The following is a 15112-nucleotide window of genomic DNA, read 5'->3' as shown; positions in this document are numbered from 1 at the left end:
CTCCGGAGCGGCCGAGACGATATCGGACGCCTTCAAGCAGTCCCGTGTGGAAGGCCAGCGCGAGGAACGCCCGCGCGCCCGGCGCTCCTCCTCGTCCCGCCGTAAGGAGGAGCAGGAGTGACCACCTACGTCTACGGCATCGCGAGCAGCGCCCGGACGACGAGACGGTCGTCAGCGTCCTCGGCGAGCGCGCCGACCACTACGGCGAGCGCCTGCACGCCCTCGACGGCAAGGTCGAGTACAACGTCAAGGCCTCCCACAACGAACAGGCCGTACTGCACCAGGTCCTCGCCGAGAACCCGGAGCTGCGCGCCATGGTCGAGGCCAACCAGCGCGAGGGCGGCGGCTCCCAGGAGCAGAAGCTGAAGCTCGGCGAGGCCGTCTCCAACACCGTGCGGGCCCGCGAGCAGAGCGACGCCGTCGAGGTGCGGCGCGCCCTGGAACCGACCGCCGAGGCGATCGAGGCGGGGCCCGAGGGCACCGGCTGGCTGGCGAACATCTCGTTCCTGGTCAACCGCAAGTCGGCCGAGGGCTTCCTCTCGGCGGTCGAGGAACTCAAGGCCGGTCAGCCGCAGCTCGAACTGCGGGTGCACGGTCCGCTTCCCCCGTACAGCTTCGTCGACCCGGGGCCCTCGCAGCCCGCGGAGTAGCGGAGCGGTGCCATGGGACTGATCGGTGAACTGCTCATGCTGCCTCTGGCCCCGGCCCGCGGCTCCCTCTGGGTGCTGCGGCAGGTGGTCGACGAGGCGGAGCGGCAGTACTACGACCCTTCGGCCATCCGCCGTGAACTCTCCCAGCTGGAAGAGCGCCTGGAGGCGGGCGAGATCGACGAGGACGAGTTCGAGCGGCGCGAGGACGAGCTCCTCGACAGGCTGCAACACAGCACAGGACAGGACTTCTGATGAATCGACTGGCAGTGGGCCTGGCCGTGGGCGCTGGATACGTCCTCGGTCGCACGAAGAAGGCGAAGTTCGCGTTCGCCGTGGGCACGATGGTGGCCGGTAAACGGCTGAACCTGAGCCCCAAGGCGCTGGGTTCACTGGTGACCCAGCAGCTGGAGAACAACCCGCAGTTCAAGGAGATAGGCGACCAGCTCAGGCAGGATCTGCGGGGCGTGGGCAAGGCCGCGACGGGGTCCCTCCTGAACCGGCAGCTCGAAGGTCTCGCCGACCGGCTGCACGACCGCACCCTGGATGTCCAGGACCGCATCTCCGGTGTGGTGCCCGACGAGGCCAAGAACGTCAAGGGCACGGTCGTGGGACGCGACGACGACGCCGACGACGCCGATGAGGAGGAGGACGAGGGCCGGGGCCAGGACGACAAGTCCGCCTCCAACGGCCGGTCGCGCGACAAGGCGCCGTCGAAGCGGTCGTCCGGGTCCCGTTCCGCGTCGAAGCCGGACGCGAAGTCCGCCCCCAGGGCGGCGAAGAAGGCTCCGGCCAAGAAGACCTCGCAGGGCACGGCGCGCAAGACCGCGCAGAAGAAGTCCACCGCGGCCCGTGGCACCGCCCGCAAGGCGACCTCCTCGGCCCGCTCGGGCACGTCGAAGGGAGGCCGTGACCATGGCTGACTCTCCCCTGAGCAACATCGCGCGCGGCCCCGCCGTCGACCGCCTGAAGGAGGAGGCGCAGTCCTACCTCATGGCCCAGGCGGAGCGCATGCTCGTCGGTGTGGGCCACAAGCTCGGCGACGCCACGAACAAGCTGAACGACATCGCCGACGGCAACAGTCCCGGCTTCGGCAAACTGGCGCTCCAGGCGGGCAGAAAGGTCTCCGAGGGCAAGGGCCCGGTGCGCAGCGCCCTGGAGCTCGGCGGCGGCCATCTGAAGGACAAGGTCACCGACGCCTTCAAGGGTCTCGGCGGCGGCAAGCGGAAGAAGGGCGGCGCGGGCCAGAAGCCCACGGTGATCCTGGAGTACATCGACGTGGGCGTGCCGGTCCGCGAGGCGTACGACCAGTGGACCCAGTACCAGGAGTTCTCCACGTTCGCCAAGGGCGTCAAGGGCGCCACCGTGGCGAGCGACACGGACACCGACTGGAAGCTCAAGGTCTTCTGGTCGAGCCGGAGCTGGAAGGCGCACACGACCGAGCAGGTTCCCGACCAGCGGATCAGCTGGACCTCGGAGGGCGCCAAGGGCACGACCAAGGGCGTCGTCACCTTCCACCCGCTGGGCGAGAACCTCACCCGGGTGCTGCTCGTCATCGAGTACTACCCGAAGGGCCTCTTCGAGAAGACCGGCAACATCTGGCGCGCCCAGGGCCGCAGGGCACGCCTCGACCTCAAGAACTTCGCCCGGCACATCTCGATCCGCGGCGAGGCGAGCGACGGCTGGCGCGGGGAGATCCGCGACGGCGAGGTCGTCCGCAGCCACGAGGACGCGGTGGCGGAGGAGGAGCGCGAAGAGAACGAGAGCGAGAACGAGAGCGAGAGCGGCGCCGGGGCCGGGGGCGAGGACCAGAACGCCGAGTCGGAGTACGAGGACCGCGACGAGCCCGAGTCCGAGTACGAGGACGACGACGAGCGGGACGACGAGCCGGTCGACGAGCGGGACGAGGCCGCGGAGGACGAGCCCGAGTCCGAGTACGACGAAGAGGAAGAGGAAGAGGCTCCCGAGGACGACGCCCCCGAGGCCGAGTATGAGGACGAGCCGGAGGACGACGAGCCGGAGGCCGAGTACGAGGACGAGGAGGAGCCCGAGGACGAGCGGGCGGACGAGCCGGAGGCCGAATACGAGGACGAGCCCGAGGCCGACGAGCCCGAGGCCGACGAGGACAAGCGGCGCGAGTACGCCGAGTCCTCCGGTGGCGGACGGGGCCGTCGATGACCACACCCGGCAGACTGCCCGACCCCTATGGAAGCGGCGGCGGAGCCAACCTCGCCGACATCCTCGAACGTGTGCTGGACAAGGGCATCGTCATCGCGGGTGACATCAAGATCAACCTGCTCGACATCGAACTGCTCACCATTAAGCTCCGCCTCATCGTGGCGTCGGTCGACAAGGCCAAGGAAATGGGTATCGACTGGTGGGAGAACGACCCGGCGCTCTCCTCAGGAGCGCACCGGGGCGAGCTCGCCCAGGAGAACGCCGAGCTGAGACGGCGTATCGAGGAGCTCGAGGGACGCGAATCCCTGGAGCCCGCCGAGAAGGAGTCACGTGAGCGTCGCAAGCCATGAACTGCGGTACGTGTACGCGGTGTGCCGCCCTCTGGACGCACCCCTCGCCGCCGACCTGACCGGGGTCGGCGGCGTCCCGCCGCGGCAGCTCACCCACGAGGGCCTGGTCGCCCTCGTGGGCCCCGTGCCGGAGCGGGACTTCGCCGAGGAGCCGCTGCGCGCGCACCTGGAGGACCTGGACTGGCTCTCCGAGACCGCCCGCGCCCACCAGCGGGTGATCGGCGCCCTCACGTCGGTCACCTGCCCGCTGCCGCTGCGCCTCGCGACCGTCTTCCGGGACGACAGCGGGGTGCGCACGATGCTGGAGGAGGGCGCCGCGCGGTTCTGGCGCGTCCTGGACCGGATCGACGGCTGCGTGGAGTGGGGCGTCAAGGTCCACCTGGCGAGCGCGGACCCGTCCGAGCAGCGGACGTCGGCGTCCGCGTCGGCGGAGGCTCAGAAGCCGCTCTCCGGCCGTGACTACCTGCGCCGCCGCCGCGAGCAGCGCACCGCCCAGGACGAGGGCTGGAAGCGGGCCGAGGTCTTCGCCCAGCGGCTGCACGAGGACCTCGCGCGGCACGCCGACGACTCCCGGCTGCACGCGCCGCAGAACGCGTCGCTCTCGAACACCCCGGGCCGCAACATCCTGAACGCCGCCTATCTGGTGCCCCGCGCGCACTCCGAGGAGTTCGTGGAGCTCGTGGACCGCACGAAGGACGCCGACACCACGGGCCTGACGGTGGAGCTGACGGGGCCGTGGGCCGCGTACTCCTTCACCGGGGACGACGCGGCGGACGGCGGCGGGACGGGGCGTGCGCGGTGACCGTCGTGGAGCGCAGGGAGATAGCCCTGGTGGACCTGCTCGACCGGCTTCTCGCGGGCGGCGTGGTCATCACCGGCGACATCACGCTGCGGATCGCGGACGTCGACCTCGTGCGCATCGACCTGAACGCCCTGATCAGCTCGGTCAACGAGAACGTGCCCTCGCCGTGGCCGGACAGCGGGCCGATGCCGTCGTCGCGGAGGGAACCGGAGTGACGATGGAGCCCGACCCCGAATCCCGTACGGAGCAGGAGCCCGCCCCGGCGGCCCACTCCGCCCCCGCCCCCGGGCTCGCCGACGTCGCGGAGACCATCGCGACCGGCGCGAAGGCCGAACCCGGCGGCCGCACGCGGATGGACCTCGACCCCGACACCGTCGAGCGGGACCTGGTGAAACTGGTCCTGACCATCATCGAACTGCTGCGGCAGCTCATGGAGCGCCAGGCCGTGCGCCGCTTCGACACCGGCGACCTCACCGAGGACCAGGAGGAGCGGATCGGCCTGACACTGATGCTCCTGGAGGACCGGATGGGCGAGCTGCGCGACCGGTACGGACTGAAGCCGGAGGACCTGAACCTGGACCTCGGGCCGCTGGGCCCCCTGCTGCCCAGGGAGTAGCGCGCGGCGGACGCTACTTCCGGCAGAGCACCTCGCCGTGCAGTACCGCGAACCACCCCTCCGCCTCGGCGCCCCAGGTGCGCCACGCCGCCGCGATGGCATCGAGCCGCGCGGCGTCCGCGTGTCCGCCCGCCACCGCGCGGTCGGCGTAGGAGGAGGCGACCGTGCGGTCCGCCCACAGGCCGCTCCACCAGGCCCGCTCGTCCTTCGAGGCGTAGCACCAGGTCGCGGCGGTCGACGTGATGTCGGTGAACCCGGCCCGCAGCGCCCAGGCCCGCAGGCGGCGGCCCGCGTCGGGCTCGCCGCCGCACGCGCGGGCCACCCGCCGGTAGAGGTCCAGCCAGTCGTCCAGGGCGGGCACCTCGGGGTACCAGGTCATCGCCGCGTAGTCCGCGTCGCGGACCGCGACGATGCCGCCCGGCCTGCACACCCGCCGCATCTCGCGCAGCGCGCGCACCGGGTCGCCCACGTGCTGGAGCACCTGGTGGGCGTGGACGACGCAGAAGGAGTCGTCGGGGTAGTCGAGCTCGTGCACGTCGGCGACGGCGAAGTCGACGTTCGTCAGACCGCGCCCCGCGGCCGTCGCGCGGGCCCGGCCGAGGATGTCCGGCGCCCGGTCCACGCCCGTGACATGGCCGTCCGGCACCAGCTCCGCCAGGTCGGCGGTGATGGTGCCGGGCCCGCAGCCGATGTCGAGCACCTTCATGTGGGGCTTGAGCGAGCCGATGAGGTAGGCCGCCGAGTTGGCGGCGGTGCGCCAGGTGTGTGAGCGCAGTACGGACTCGTGGTGCCCGTGCGTGTAGACGGCGGTCTCCCTCGGCATGGCGGTGCCCCACTCCCTCGTCTTCTCTTCGCGGTTTCTCTTCGCGGTCCGCCGGACGTGCTGCGGTACCGGGAACCGTACGCCGCCATGCCGAATAATGAGACCCGCGTATCAATATGTGGTCATGGAGGAGGAGGCCGCTGTGGTCATTCGGCGTTCGGCAGCGGGCGGTAGACGGTGAGGACACCGTCGCTTCCGCCCGGGCTGGTCCCGCCGTCGCCCGCGCCGTCGCCCGCGCGCAGCCGCTCCGCGGCGACCGCCACCGCGCCGCCCGTCTCCACGGCGCGGCACACGTCCAGCGCCTCCTCGACGCCGATCTCGTACGCGAAGCGTCCCGAGGCGCCGCCCGGCAGGACCGCGAGCGGCAGGGCGTGCCGCAGGGCGACGGCCGCGGCGACGTTCACCGCGGCGTCGTTCCCGCAGACCCCGATGGCCCGCCCCCGGTCGGCCGCCTTCTCCAGCTCGGCGGGCAGCTCCGTGGCGTCGCAGACCACGAACTCCGCGCGGGGGAGCGCCTCGCGCAGGGCCTCGGCCCGCTCACCGGCGTCGAACTCGGCGACCACGACCAGGCCCTCGCCGCCGGGCAGCGCGGGTGCGGCGGCCCGGGTCCTGCCGGGCGTGCGCGGCCTGCGGAAGGAGGCGAGGCCGCGCACCGCGAAGGCGGCGCCCACGCCGAGGGCGGCGCCCACGGCCACGTCGCCGGGGAAGTGCACGCCCGTATAGACGCGGGACAGCGCCACCGCACCCGCGACCGGCGCGACGGCGGCGCCCCAGCCGCCCGACTCCAGCGCCACACCCGTGGCGAAGGCGGCGGCGGACGCGGAGTGGCCCGAGGGGAACGAGGTGGTGATGGGCTGCCGCTTCAGCTGCCGCATGAGCGGCACGGAGTCCAGAAGCGGCCTCGGACGGCGCACCGAGCGCTTGCCGAGGGTGTTGATGGTGGCGGAGGCCAGCGCGAGCGAGGCGACGCCGCGCACGGCCGCGCGGCGGGCCCGTGGGCCGCCGACCGCCGCCATGGCCGCGGCCGTGCCGAACCAGAGCAGCCCGTGGTTGGCGCTCCGGCTCAGCCGGGGCAGCAGGCGGTCGCCGCCCGGCCAGTGCCGTACGGCGACGGCCTCGAAGGCCCGGGAGTCCAGCGCGAGCAGCCGGGCCCGCAGGGTGTCGGTGTGCATGGGGGTGGCATCTGTGCTCATGCGCTCCGGGTACCCGAAGCGGTGTCCGGCACTACCGCCGGGGAAACCGGTTTGCTCCGGCGGGCGCCCGGCACGGAGAATCCGCCCCATGGGACATCTGGAAGCAGCGCACCTGGAGTACTACTTGCCGGACGGGCGGGCGCTGCTCGGCGACGTCTCCTTCCGGGTCGGCGAGGGTTCCGTCGTCGCCCTGGTCGGGGCCAACGGCGCGGGCAAGACCACCCTGCTCCGGCTGCTCTCCGGTGAGCTCCAGCCGCACGGCGGCGGTGTCAACGTCAGCGGCGGACTCGGTGTGATGCCCCAGTTCGTCGGCTCCGTACGGGACGAGAGCACCGTGCGCGACCTGCTCGTATCGGTCGCACAGCCCAGGATTCGCGAGGCCGCGAAGGCGGTGGACGCCGCCGAGCACGCGATCATGACGGTCGACGACGAGGCCGCCCAGATGAGTTACGCGCAGGCGCTCTCGGACTGGGCCGAGGTCCAGGGGTACGAGGCGGAGACGCTCTGGGACATCTGCACCACGGCCGCGCTCGGCGTGCCGTACGACAAGGCACAGTTCCGTGAGGTCCGCACGCTCTCCGGCGGCGAGCAGAAGCGACTGGTCCTTGAGGCGCTGCTGCGCGGCACGGACGAGGTGCTGCTCCTGGACGAGCCGGACAACTACCTCGACGTCCCCGGCAAGCGCTGGCTGGAGGACCAGCTCAGGGAGACCCGCAAGACCGTCCTGTTCGTCTCCCACGACAGGGAGCTGCTCGCCCGCGCCGCCGAGAAGATCGTCAGCGTCGAGCAGAGCCCGGAGGGCGCCGACGCCTGGGTGCACGGCGGCGGTTTCGAGACGTTCCACGAGGCCCGCAAGGAGCGCTTCGCGCGCTTCGAGGAGCTGCGCCGCCGCTGGGACGAGAAGCACGAGCAGCTCAAGAAGCTGGTGCGCACCCTGCGCCAGGCCGCCGACGTCAGCCATGAGCTGGCCTCGCGCTACCACGCGGCGCAGACCAGGCTCCGCAAGTTCGAGGAGGCGGGGCCGCCGCCCGAGCCGCCGCGCGAGCAGGACATCACCATGCGCCTGCACGGAGGACGCACCGGCGTACGCGCCGTGACCTGCGAGAACCTCGAACTGACCGGGCTGATGAAACCCTTCGACCTGGAGGTCTTCTACGGCGAGCGGGTCGCCGTCCTCGGCTCCAACGGCTCCGGCAAGTCGCACTTCCTGCGGCTGCTCGCGGGCGACCCCGGCAACCCGGTGCCGCACACCGGGTTCTTCAAGCTCGGCGCGCGCGTCGTGCCGGGCCACTTCGCGCAGACCCACTCCCACCCGGAGCTGGTGGGCCGCCCGCTCCTCGACATCCTCTGGCGCGAGCACGCCCAGGACCGGGGCGCCGCGATGTCACGGCTGCGGCGCTACGAACTGACGGCCCAGGCCGAGCAGAACTTCGACCGCCTCTCCGGCGGCCAGCAGGCCCGGTTCCAGATCCTGCTCCTGGAACTCGAGGGCTGCACCGCCCTGCTCCTCGACGAGCCCACGGACAACCTCGACCTGGAGTCGGCCGAGGCCCTCCAGGAGGGGCTCGAAGCCTTCCAGGGCACGGTCCTCGCGGTCACCCACGACCGCTGGTTCGCCCGCTCCTTCGACCGCTATCTCGTCTTCGGCAGCGACGGCCGGGTCCGTGAGACGCCGGAGCCGGTGTGGGACGAGCGCCGGGTGGAGCGCGCGCGGTAGCCCGGTGGGGGCGGTCCCCGGACCGCCCGTCCGGCCGCCGTGGGGAGCGCGGTCGGCGGGTGCGTTGCATCCTGAGTAGGCCGTGCCGATGGGGTTACACGGTGGGCACGGACCGACGCTACGAGGAGCGACCCATGACCGGAGTCGAACCGGATCAGCTGGACGACCAGCAGCTCATAAGGGAGCTCGAGGCGATCCACCGGACCCGCCACACCACTCTCCTGCACGGCTCGGACGACGCGCTGCGCGCCCACAACGACCGCATGGCGGAGCTGGAGGGCGAGTACCTCCGGCGCCATCCGCGCAGGTCGGTCGCGCCGGGACGGACCCGTGAGGGCGCGCGCGAACGGAAGGGCGCCGACTCGTGAGCAACGAAACGGCCCACGCGGCAGACCGGGACAGCGGCGGCGGATCGCTCCTCGACCGGCACGGCGAGGCGCTCGACCTGTTCTCCGACCGGGTGCACGCCATCCGCCCCGACCAGTGGGACGCGCCCACTCCCTGCACCGACTGGAACGTGCGCGACCTGGTCGGCCATCTCACCGGCGAGCAGCTCTGGGTGCCCCCGCTGGTCCGCGACGGCGCCACCATCGAGAGCGTCGGCGACTCCTTCGAGGGCGACGTGCTCGGCCCCGACCCGGTCGCCTCCTGGGACACCGCCGCCGCCGCGGCCCGCGCCGCCTTCCGCGAGCCGGGCGCCCTGGACCGCACCGTCCACCTGTCCTCGGGCGAGTCCTCCGCGACGCACTACTGCGGACAGATGACCATGGACCTGGTGGTGCACGCCTGGGACCTCTCGCGGGCGATCGGCGCGGACGAGAAGCTCCCGGCCGACCTGGTGGAGTTCGCCGTACGTGAAGTGACGCCGTACGCCGATGAGCTGGCGGGGACCGGGCTCTTCGACCGCGCGGTGGAGCCGCCGCCCGGCGCCGACCAGCAGACCCGGCTGCTCAACATGCTCGGCCGAAAGGTCTGAGCGGACCGTTGAGCACGGGCGAGAGGCGAGTGCGGCAGGAGATGTTCACGCGGCGTTGGCCGAATCTTCACCCGCGCGGTGGGGTAGCCGATCTGCCATGAGAGTTGGCGTGGTGGATGTGGGTTCGAACACCGTACGGCTCGTGGTCGCGGACGCCGACGGGCAGGTGCCGCTGCCCGTCCACACGGGCAAGCGGCGGCTGCGGCTCGCCCAGCACGTGGACGCCGAGGGCAGGCTCGGCGAGGAATCGGTGCGGCAGCTCGTCGACGCGGTGCGTGACGTGCAGGAGGAGGCGCACCGGTGGGGCGTGGCGCAGCCGCTCTTCGCCTTCGCCACCTCGATCGTGCGGGACGCGCCGAACCGGGCCGAGGTGCTCGACGCCGTGGAGGCGGGGACCGGGCTGCGGCTGCGCACCCTCTCCGGTGAGGCCGAGGCTGAGCTGACGTTCCTCGCCGCCCGGCGGTGGATGGGCTGGAGCGCGGGCCCGCTGGTGCTCTTCGACATCGGCGGCGGTTCGCTGGAGGTGGCCTTCGGCCGCAGCCGCCTGCCGGACTACGCGGTCTCCCTGCCGCTGGGCGCGCGCCGTCTGACCCGGCAGTTCCTCGACGGGCAGGACCCGCCGGGGGAGCGGGACATCAAGGCCGTACGGCGCCAGGTGCGCCATCAGCTGCGGGACGTGGCCGCCCGCATCCGCTGGGAGATGCCGCACGCGGCGGTCGCGACCTCGCGCACGTTCCAGCAGCTCGCCCGGTTGTGCGGCGCCCCGCCCGGACGCTACGGACCGTTCGTGCAGCGGGAGTTGGCGCGGCCACGGCTCCGCGAGGCGCTCAAGGACCTCACGCGGCTCCCGGCGGACGAACGGGCCCAGCTCCCCGGCATCTCGGCGGCACGGGCGGACCAGTGCCTGGCGGGCGCGGTGGTGGCGCACACGGCGATGAAGCTGACGGGCCTGGAGGTCCTGACGGTCTGCCCCTGGGCGCTGCGCGAAGGCATCCTCCTGCGTTACATCGAGGACGGCGACGCGGACTGGTGGGAACGCAAGGAGCACGTGGGCGGCCGCCACGCGCCGCAGAGCGACCTGATCCCGCTGCGCCTGGCGGCCTCTCCCTGACCCGGGCCCGCTGGGCCGTCAGGCCTGTGCGATCCCCGGCCAGCCGTCCGGTTCCGCGCGGCTGATGTCGGCAAGCGCGGACGACGGGTCGCGGGCGAGCGCCAGGTCGCCGAGGCTCACCATGCCCACCGGGTCGCCGTCCTCCACGACCGGCAGCCTGCGGACCGCGTGGTCGCGCATCAGGTCGACCGCGTACTCCACGGAGTCGTCCGGCGCGACCACGACCGGGCTCGGCGTGCAGACGGCCTGGGCGCTCACCGTCAGCGGATCGGCGCCGTCGGCCACCGCGCGCAGGGTGATGTCCCGGTCGGTGAGCACGCCGACGATCTGGCCGTCCACGGCCACCAGTACGTCCCCGATGTCCTGCGCGCGCATGAGCTGCGCCGCCTCCACGAGCGAGGCGTCGGGCCGCACCGCCACGACTCCCGGTGACATGACGTCCCGCACCTGATCAGTCACGGCTGTCCCCTCCTCCGTCTCCCGGCAGAAACTCCTGCACCTTCGCCTTCAGGCCCTGCTTCACCGCCGCCGGACCCGCCTCGCCCCGCAGGACCGCCGCGGCCGCCGCCTCGAACTGCCCCCAGGTGGCGTGCGGCGGCACCGGCCGCACCGCGGGGTCGGTACGGAAGTCGACCACCGTGGGTCCGTCCGCCGCCAGCGCCGTGCGCCAGGCGTCCTCGACCTCACCGGGGCGCTCCACGAGGACCCCGGTGAGACCGAGGGAGCGGGCGATCTCCGCGTACGGCGTCCCGGGGTCCCGCTCGTGCCAGACGGCGACGACGAGCCGGGGATCGTCCCACCGTCCCCCGCACGCCGCGGCGTCGGCCAGCTCCGCCATCCCGTCCAGCCGTGTGGTGCCGTCGCCGACCAGGGCGATCACGGGCCGGTCGGGGTGGGCGTACTTCGCCCCGATCGCGTACGGCAGCCCGCACCCCGACGTGTCGGGCGTCCCGGGGAGCACGGCGCGCATGCCGTCGCGGAGCGTGAGATGACGCGCGCACCAGGCGGCGACCGGGCCGGAGTCGCAGGTGAGCACGGTGTTCTTCGGGAGCAGCCGGTCCAGGACGTGGGCCACGTACTCCGGGTTGACCGGGTCCGCGGACAGTTCGGCCCTGCGCCTCAGCACGTCCCTCCAGCGCGTCATCCCCGCCCGGATCTCGTCGCGCCACTCGTGGCGGACGCCCCTGCGTTCCCCGTCGATCAGCGGGATCAGCGCGCGCAGCGTCGCCCCCGCGTCGCCTACGAGGCCGGCCTCGTAGGCACCGGCCTCGTAGGCACCGGCCTCGTCGGGGCGGCCGTTCCCCGCCGGGAGCGGCTCGATGTCGATCCGCACGGCCCGCACCGGTTCGGCACCGGGCAGGAACCGCGCGGGGGGCAGGCTCGAACCGACCGTCAGGAGGGTGTCGCAGTCGCGCATCAGCTCGTACGAGGGGCGCGTGCCGAGCGGGCCGATCACCCCCGTGACGCCGGGGAGTTCGTCGCTCAGCGCGTCCTTGGCGAGCAGCGTCTTGGCGACCCCGGCGCCGAGCAGCTCCGCGATCTCCTCGACCTCGGCGCGCGCGCCCGCCGCGCCCTGCCCGATCAGGACCGCCGCCTTGTCCCCGGCGTTCAGCACATCGGCGGCGCGCCGCAGGTCTTCGGGTGACGGCGGCCCCGCCGGGGTGGCCGGGTCCGGGGCGGCGGACTCCGAGGCGGGTCCGAGCGGGGCGCGGGCGAGTGCGCGTACGTCCACGTCACCGGGGACGATCACGGCGGTCGGGCAGCGGCGCGCGTACGCCGTGCGCACCGCCTCGTCGATGACGTCAGGGAGCCGCCCGGGTTCCGTCACGGCCCGCACGAAGCCGAACGTCATGTCCACGCGGAGCCCGTGCGGATCGGTCTCCCCGATGAGGGCGAGCACGGGCACATGGTCCGGCCCGGCGACGGACAGGCCGTTCAGGAGGCGGACGGCGCCGGGGCCCGTCGTGGCCGCGCAGACCCCCAGACGGCTGCCGGACCTCGCGTGGCCCACCGCCTCCAGCGCCGCCGTCTCCTCGTCACCGGGCCGGCTGAAGACCTGCTCCACGCCCCAGGCACGCAGCCTCTCCCGGATGTGCTCGGCGACCTTGACGCTCATGACGCAACCCTCCGCGGGGTCGAGGAACGACGGTCACGTCCGGGTGTCCGATGAAGCCCCGGGGAAACCTGGGCCGAGATCCGCTGTGTTTGCCCTGCCGGGTCCGGGGCAGGCGGAGAGAAGTGCTTCGGACCGGAGGCACGTCCGTGGGAGCCGCGCGCTTCGCCGCCCCCCGGGTGTGTTTCCGTCGTGGTCCGACGCGTACGCGCTCCCTCGGTGACCGTCCACCCAGAGGCACCCTTCCCAGGGAGTTGCGCACCATGCGATCCCACGCGAACAGCACGCTGCCCGCCAGGAGCAGGCGTCACCCGCACGACGACGCACCCGACACCACCGAAGCGTTCGAACGGCTCGTGGAGCTGGACGAGGGTCCTGAACGGGACGTCCTGCGCGACGAGATCGTGCAGGCCTGGCTGCCCATGGCCGAGCGGCTCGCCGGACGGTTCCGCAACCGCGGCGAGGCCCTCGACGATCTGCGGCAGGTCGCGGCCCTCGGTCTGGTGAAGGCCGTCGACCGCTACGACCCCCGGCGCGGCACCGCCTTCGAGAGCTACGCGGTGCCGACCGTCACCGGCGAGATCAAGCGGCACTTCCGCGACCACATGTGGACCCTGCACGTGCCGCGCCGCGTCCAGGACCTGCGCAACCGGGTGCGGTTCGCCAGCCAGGACCTGTCCCAGACGGTCTCCGGGCGCGCCCCCACCACCGCCGAGATCGCCGACCACGCGCACATGAGCGAGGAGGACGCGCGGACCGGCCTGGAGGCGCTGGAGAGCTTCACGGCGCTCTCCCTCGACGCCGAACTCCCGGGCAGCGGCGACGGCTACTCGCTCAGCGACGCGCTCGGCGGCCCCGACCCGGCCCTGGACGTCATCGTGGACCGCGAGGCCGTCCGGCCGCGTATCGAGGCGCTGCCGGAGCGGGAGCGGACCATCCTGTACATGCGGTTCTTCGGCGACATGACGCAGAGCAGCATCGCCGACGAGATGGGCATCTCGCAGATGCACGTCTCCCGGCTCATCAGCCGCTGCTGCGACCGGCTCCGCGACCAGGTGATGCGGGACGCGGCCTGACGGCCCTGGCGGCTCTCACCCGGTGCCCGCCGTGCGCCGCAGGGCCAGCGCCAGGTGGCGGGAGAGCACGTCGACCGCCCGCGCCTCGGCCAGCGAGAAGGCGAGCCTGGCGCCGCACCGGAAGAGCGTGAGAACGCCCTCCGCGGGGCCGTCCGGCGCGGCGAGCGGTACGCACAGCAGGGAGGTGACCTCGGCGCGGACCAGGACCGGCGCCCCGGTCGCGTCCCTGCCGAAGGCGTCCGGGTCCTCCGGGCGCACCTGAAGCGCGGGCACCCCGCCGCGTGCCGCCTCGACGACCAGGGGGCACGCGGCGGGGTCCTGCGCGGCCACGTCCGCGACCGGCGCGTCCGGCGGTCCCAGCACCTTCGTACGGCGCGGTCGCGGTGTCCCGTCGTCGAGCACCACCCAGTCCGCGAACCGGGAGTGCAGCACGGCGGCGGCCGCTTCGTGGACGGCCCGGCGGTCTCCGGCGGGCGCGCTCAGGAGCGCCGTCGTCATGGCGTCGGCCAGGTCGAGTCCGGCCGCGTGCCGCTTCGCCTCGCCGAGGTCGGGCGCGGGGCGCGGCGGGCGCGGCCCCTGGCGCTCGCGCGTCAGCGAGGGCTGGAGCACGACGAGCACCGCCGTGCGCGGCTCGGCGCCGGGGCGCAGGGCCGCCAGCGTCGCGCGGACCGGCAGTTCGGGCTGGGGCTGCAGGTGGACGACGACGCTGCGGTCGCCGTCGCCGCGCGCGACCGCGGCGGTCTGCGAGCGGAAGGCGACCCGGTCGGCGTGGAGCAGGAACCCGGTCAGCGGGCGGCCCGCGGCGAACCCGGCCCGGATGCCGGTCAGGCCCGTCGCCGCGGTGTTCATCCGCCGCACCCTGGTCTCCCGGTCCACGAGCGCCACCGGCAGCGGCAGCCGCTGGAAGATCGCCCGCAGCAGCCGCTCCTCCTCCCGGTCGGGCGCGGGGCCGCCCTGCCGGTCGTTGCCGACCAGGGCCTCGTACGCGGGCCACAAACGGTCCGCGACGTGCCCGAGTTCGAAGATCGCCGCGTCGAGCACGGTGCCGAGGTCCGCCGCGGGAACGGAACGGGCCGACCGCAACTCGGCGACACGGCGCACGAAATCCGCGAGCTCCTCGCCGAAGTCCTCCGCCTGAGACATGCCCCGAACCTAGCCGCCCCGACCGTTTTCGGGAGGGCCTGACGGGAACCCGAGGGGGAGAGGAGGAACGACTCATGGCTCCTTTGCCGGATCCGGACCTGCTCCGCCCCGACTCCGCGCTGCCCGGACGCAGGCTCTCCGAACTCGCCGAGCAGGCCGTGCGCTGCACCCCGGGCTGCTGCGGCGCGAGCACCACGGTCAGCGACGGCGGTGACGAGCACCCCGCCTCCACCACCCACCCCGACCTCGCCGGTCTCGTCGCCGCGCAGCTGCGCTCGGGCGAGGGACCCATCCCCGCCGCCGAGGAGCGGGGCACGCCGGTCGAGTCCGGGGACCTGCTGCGCGAGGACCGCTGGCCCGAGTACCG

16 protein-coding genes and 4 pseudogenes are annotated in these 15112 nt (G+C 73.2%); 15 read left to right on the top strand and 5 right to left on the bottom strand.

Features of this window, described 5'->3' with window-relative positions:
- From AB8Z36_RS11185 to AB8Z36_RS11145, 9 genes and pseudogenes are all read left to right on the top strand, one after another.
- A pseudogene (locus tag AB8Z36_RS11185) lies at positions 1 to 121 on the top strand (gas vesicle synthesis-like protein); the annotation flags it as partial.
- Between the two features lie 28 nt (positions 122 to 149).
- Positions 150 to 650: pseudogene (locus tag AB8Z36_RS11180) on the top strand (GvpL/GvpF family gas vesicle protein); the annotation flags it as partial.
- Between the two features lie 12 nt (positions 651 to 662).
- Positions 663 to 902 (top strand): gas vesicle protein GvpG, encoded by a 240-nt coding sequence (locus AB8Z36_RS11175; RefSeq protein ID WP_369213083.1) that lies wholly within the window; start codon positions 663 to 665, stop codon positions 900 to 902.
- Complete coding sequence (locus AB8Z36_RS11170; RefSeq protein WP_369213082.1) at positions 902 to 1570, top strand: DNA primase; 669 nt, start codon at positions 902 to 904, stop codon at positions 1568 to 1570. The genes AB8Z36_RS11175 and AB8Z36_RS11170 overlap by 1 nt, the downstream gene beginning before the upstream one ends.
- Positions 1563 to 2825, top strand: a complete 1263-nt coding sequence (locus AB8Z36_RS11165; protein WP_369213081.1) for an SRPBCC family protein — start codon at positions 1563 to 1565, stop codon at positions 2823 to 2825. Before AB8Z36_RS11170 ends, AB8Z36_RS11165 begins: the two co-directional genes overlap by 8 nt.
- A complete protein-coding gene (locus AB8Z36_RS11160; protein WP_369213080.1) occupies positions 2822 to 3175 on the top strand; it encodes a gas vesicle protein in 354 nt (117 codons plus the stop codon). Before AB8Z36_RS11165 ends, AB8Z36_RS11160 begins: the two co-directional genes overlap by 4 nt.
- Entirely contained in the window at positions 3156 to 3977 is an 822-nt protein-coding gene (locus tag AB8Z36_RS11155) for a GvpL/GvpF family gas vesicle protein (RefSeq protein ID WP_369213079.1), read from the top strand. Before AB8Z36_RS11160 ends, AB8Z36_RS11155 begins: the two co-directional genes overlap by 20 nt.
- Positions 3974 to 4192 carry a gas vesicle protein gene (locus AB8Z36_RS11150; RefSeq protein ID WP_369213078.1) on the top strand — a complete coding sequence of 73 codons (219 nt, stop codon included), beginning with the start codon at positions 3974 to 3976 and terminating at the stop codon, positions 4190 to 4192. Before AB8Z36_RS11155 ends, AB8Z36_RS11150 begins: the two co-directional genes overlap by 4 nt.
- A gap of 137 nt (positions 4193 to 4329) precedes the next feature.
- The gene (locus tag AB8Z36_RS11145) at positions 4330 to 4593 is read left to right on the top strand and encodes a gas vesicle protein K (protein ID WP_440581893.1); all 264 of its coding nucleotides are present in this window, start codon (positions 4330 to 4332) and stop codon (positions 4591 to 4593) included.
- Positions 4594 to 4606: 13 nt separating this feature from the next.
- Here AB8Z36_RS11145 and AB8Z36_RS11140 read toward each other — a convergent pair whose 3' ends face one another.
- Positions 4607 to 5416: a class I SAM-dependent methyltransferase gene (locus AB8Z36_RS11140; RefSeq protein WP_369213076.1), complete on the bottom strand. Its 810-nt coding sequence runs from the start codon at positions 5414 to 5416 to the stop codon at positions 4607 to 4609.
- Between the two features lie 218 nt (positions 5417 to 5634).
- Positions 5635 to 6609: pseudogene (locus AB8Z36_RS11135) on the bottom strand (phosphatase PAP2 family protein); the annotation flags it as partial.
- Between the two features lie 88 nt (positions 6610 to 6697).
- On the opposite strand from AB8Z36_RS11135, the gene AB8Z36_RS11130 reads away from it, so the two are divergent.
- The 4 genes from AB8Z36_RS11130 to AB8Z36_RS11115 all read left to right on the top strand — a co-directional run bounded on the left by AB8Z36_RS11130 (position 6698) and on the right by AB8Z36_RS11115 (position 10413).
- A complete protein-coding gene (locus tag AB8Z36_RS11130) occupies positions 6698 to 8326 on the top strand; it encodes an ABC-F family ATP-binding cassette domain-containing protein (protein WP_369213075.1) in 1629 nt (542 codons plus the stop codon).
- A gap of 134 nt (positions 8327 to 8460) precedes the next feature.
- Positions 8461 to 8694, top strand: coding sequence for a DUF6158 family protein (locus tag AB8Z36_RS11125; RefSeq protein ID WP_369213074.1), 234 nt, complete (start codon positions 8461 to 8463; stop codon positions 8692 to 8694).
- Positions 8691 to 9302 (top strand): TIGR03086 family metal-binding protein, encoded by a 612-nt coding sequence (locus AB8Z36_RS11120; protein WP_369213073.1) that lies wholly within the window; start codon positions 8691 to 8693, stop codon positions 9300 to 9302. The genes AB8Z36_RS11125 and AB8Z36_RS11120 overlap by 4 nt, the downstream gene beginning before the upstream one ends.
- 97 nt (positions 9303 to 9399) lie before the next feature.
- The gene (locus AB8Z36_RS11115) at positions 9400 to 10413 is read left to right on the top strand and encodes a Ppx/GppA phosphatase family protein (RefSeq protein ID WP_369213072.1); all 1014 of its coding nucleotides are present in this window, start codon (positions 9400 to 9402) and stop codon (positions 10411 to 10413) included.
- Positions 10414 to 10431: 18 nt separating this feature from the next.
- Here the strand turns inward: AB8Z36_RS11115 and AB8Z36_RS11110 are convergent, their stop codons facing one another.
- The gene (locus AB8Z36_RS11110; RefSeq protein ID WP_369213071.1) at positions 10432 to 10872 is read right to left on the bottom strand and encodes a CBS domain-containing protein; all 441 of its coding nucleotides are present in this window, start codon (positions 10870 to 10872) and stop codon (positions 10432 to 10434) included.
- Entirely contained in the window at positions 10865 to 12529 is a 1665-nt protein-coding gene (locus tag AB8Z36_RS11105) for a thiamine pyrophosphate-dependent enzyme (protein ID WP_369213070.1), read from the bottom strand. The genes AB8Z36_RS11110 and AB8Z36_RS11105 overlap by 8 nt, the downstream gene beginning before the upstream one ends.
- Positions 12530 to 12789: 260 nt before the next feature.
- Between AB8Z36_RS11105 and AB8Z36_RS11100 the strand changes: the two genes are divergently transcribed.
- On the top strand, positions 12790 to 13602 hold the full coding sequence (locus AB8Z36_RS11100; RefSeq protein ID WP_369213069.1) for an RNA polymerase sigma factor SigF: 813 nt from the start codon (positions 12790 to 12792) through the stop codon (positions 13600 to 13602).
- Between the two features lie 15 nt (positions 13603 to 13617).
- On the opposite strand, the gene AB8Z36_RS11095 is transcribed toward AB8Z36_RS11100, so the two are convergent.
- Positions 13618 to 14745: a PAS domain-containing protein gene (locus AB8Z36_RS11095; RefSeq protein ID WP_369213068.1), complete on the bottom strand. Its 1128-nt coding sequence runs from the start codon at positions 14743 to 14745 to the stop codon at positions 13618 to 13620.
- Positions 14746 to 14819: 74 nt separating this feature from the next.
- Here AB8Z36_RS11095 and AB8Z36_RS11090 point away from each other — a divergent pair.
- Positions 14820 to 15112 (top strand): annotated as a pseudogene (locus AB8Z36_RS11090) (ANTAR domain-containing response regulator); the annotation flags it as partial.

The sequence above is a fragment of the Streptomyces flavofungini genome (assembly GCF_041028215.1).
In the GTDB taxonomy this organism is placed as follows: Bacteria; Actinomycetota; Actinomycetes; order Streptomycetales; family Streptomycetaceae; genus Streptomyces; species Streptomyces flavofungini_B.
The sequence above is the reverse complement of the archived record's forward strand: the minus strand, read 5'-3'. Positions and strand labels throughout refer to the sequence as shown.

What these genes read in the sequence shown, in the direction of transcription:
- AB8Z36_RS11175 (WP_369213083.1), top strand. Translation starts at nt 663, where the DNA reads ATGGGACTGATCGGTGAACTGCTCATGCTGCCTCTGGCCCCGGCCCGC.
- AB8Z36_RS11170 (WP_369213082.1), top strand. Translation starts at nt 902, where the DNA reads ATGAATCGACTGGCAGTGGGCCTGGCCGTGGGCGCTGGATACGTCCTC.
- AB8Z36_RS11165 (WP_369213081.1), top strand. Translation starts at nt 1,563, where the DNA reads ATGGCTGACTCTCCCCTGAGCAACATCGCGCGCGGCCCCGCCGTCGAC.
- AB8Z36_RS11160 (WP_369213080.1), top strand. Translation starts at nt 2,822, where the DNA reads ATGACCACACCCGGCAGACTGCCCGACCCCTATGGAAGCGGCGGCGGA.
- AB8Z36_RS11145 (WP_440581893.1), top strand. Translation starts at nt 4,330, where the DNA reads ATGGACCTCGACCCCGACACCGTCGAGCGGGACCTGGTGAAACTGGTC.
- AB8Z36_RS11140 (WP_369213076.1), bottom strand. Translation starts at nt 5,416, where the DNA reads ATGCCGAGGGAGACCGCCGTCTACACGCACGGGCACCACGAGTCCGTA.
- AB8Z36_RS11130 (WP_369213075.1), top strand. Translation starts at nt 6,698, where the DNA reads ATGGGACATCTGGAAGCAGCGCACCTGGAGTACTACTTGCCGGACGGG.
- AB8Z36_RS11125 (WP_369213074.1), top strand. Translation starts at nt 8,461, where the DNA reads ATGACCGGAGTCGAACCGGATCAGCTGGACGACCAGCAGCTCATAAGG.
- AB8Z36_RS11115 (WP_369213072.1), top strand. Translation starts at nt 9,400, where the DNA reads ATGAGAGTTGGCGTGGTGGATGTGGGTTCGAACACCGTACGGCTCGTG.
- AB8Z36_RS11105 (WP_369213070.1), bottom strand. Translation starts at nt 12,529, where the DNA reads ATGAGCGTCAAGGTCGCCGAGCACATCCGGGAGAGGCTGCGTGCCTGG.
- AB8Z36_RS11100 (WP_369213069.1), top strand. Translation starts at nt 12,790, where the DNA reads ATGCGATCCCACGCGAACAGCACGCTGCCCGCCAGGAGCAGGCGTCAC.
- AB8Z36_RS11095 (WP_369213068.1), bottom strand. Translation starts at nt 14,745, where the DNA reads ATGTCTCAGGCGGAGGACTTCGGCGAGGAGCTCGCGGATTTCGTGCGC.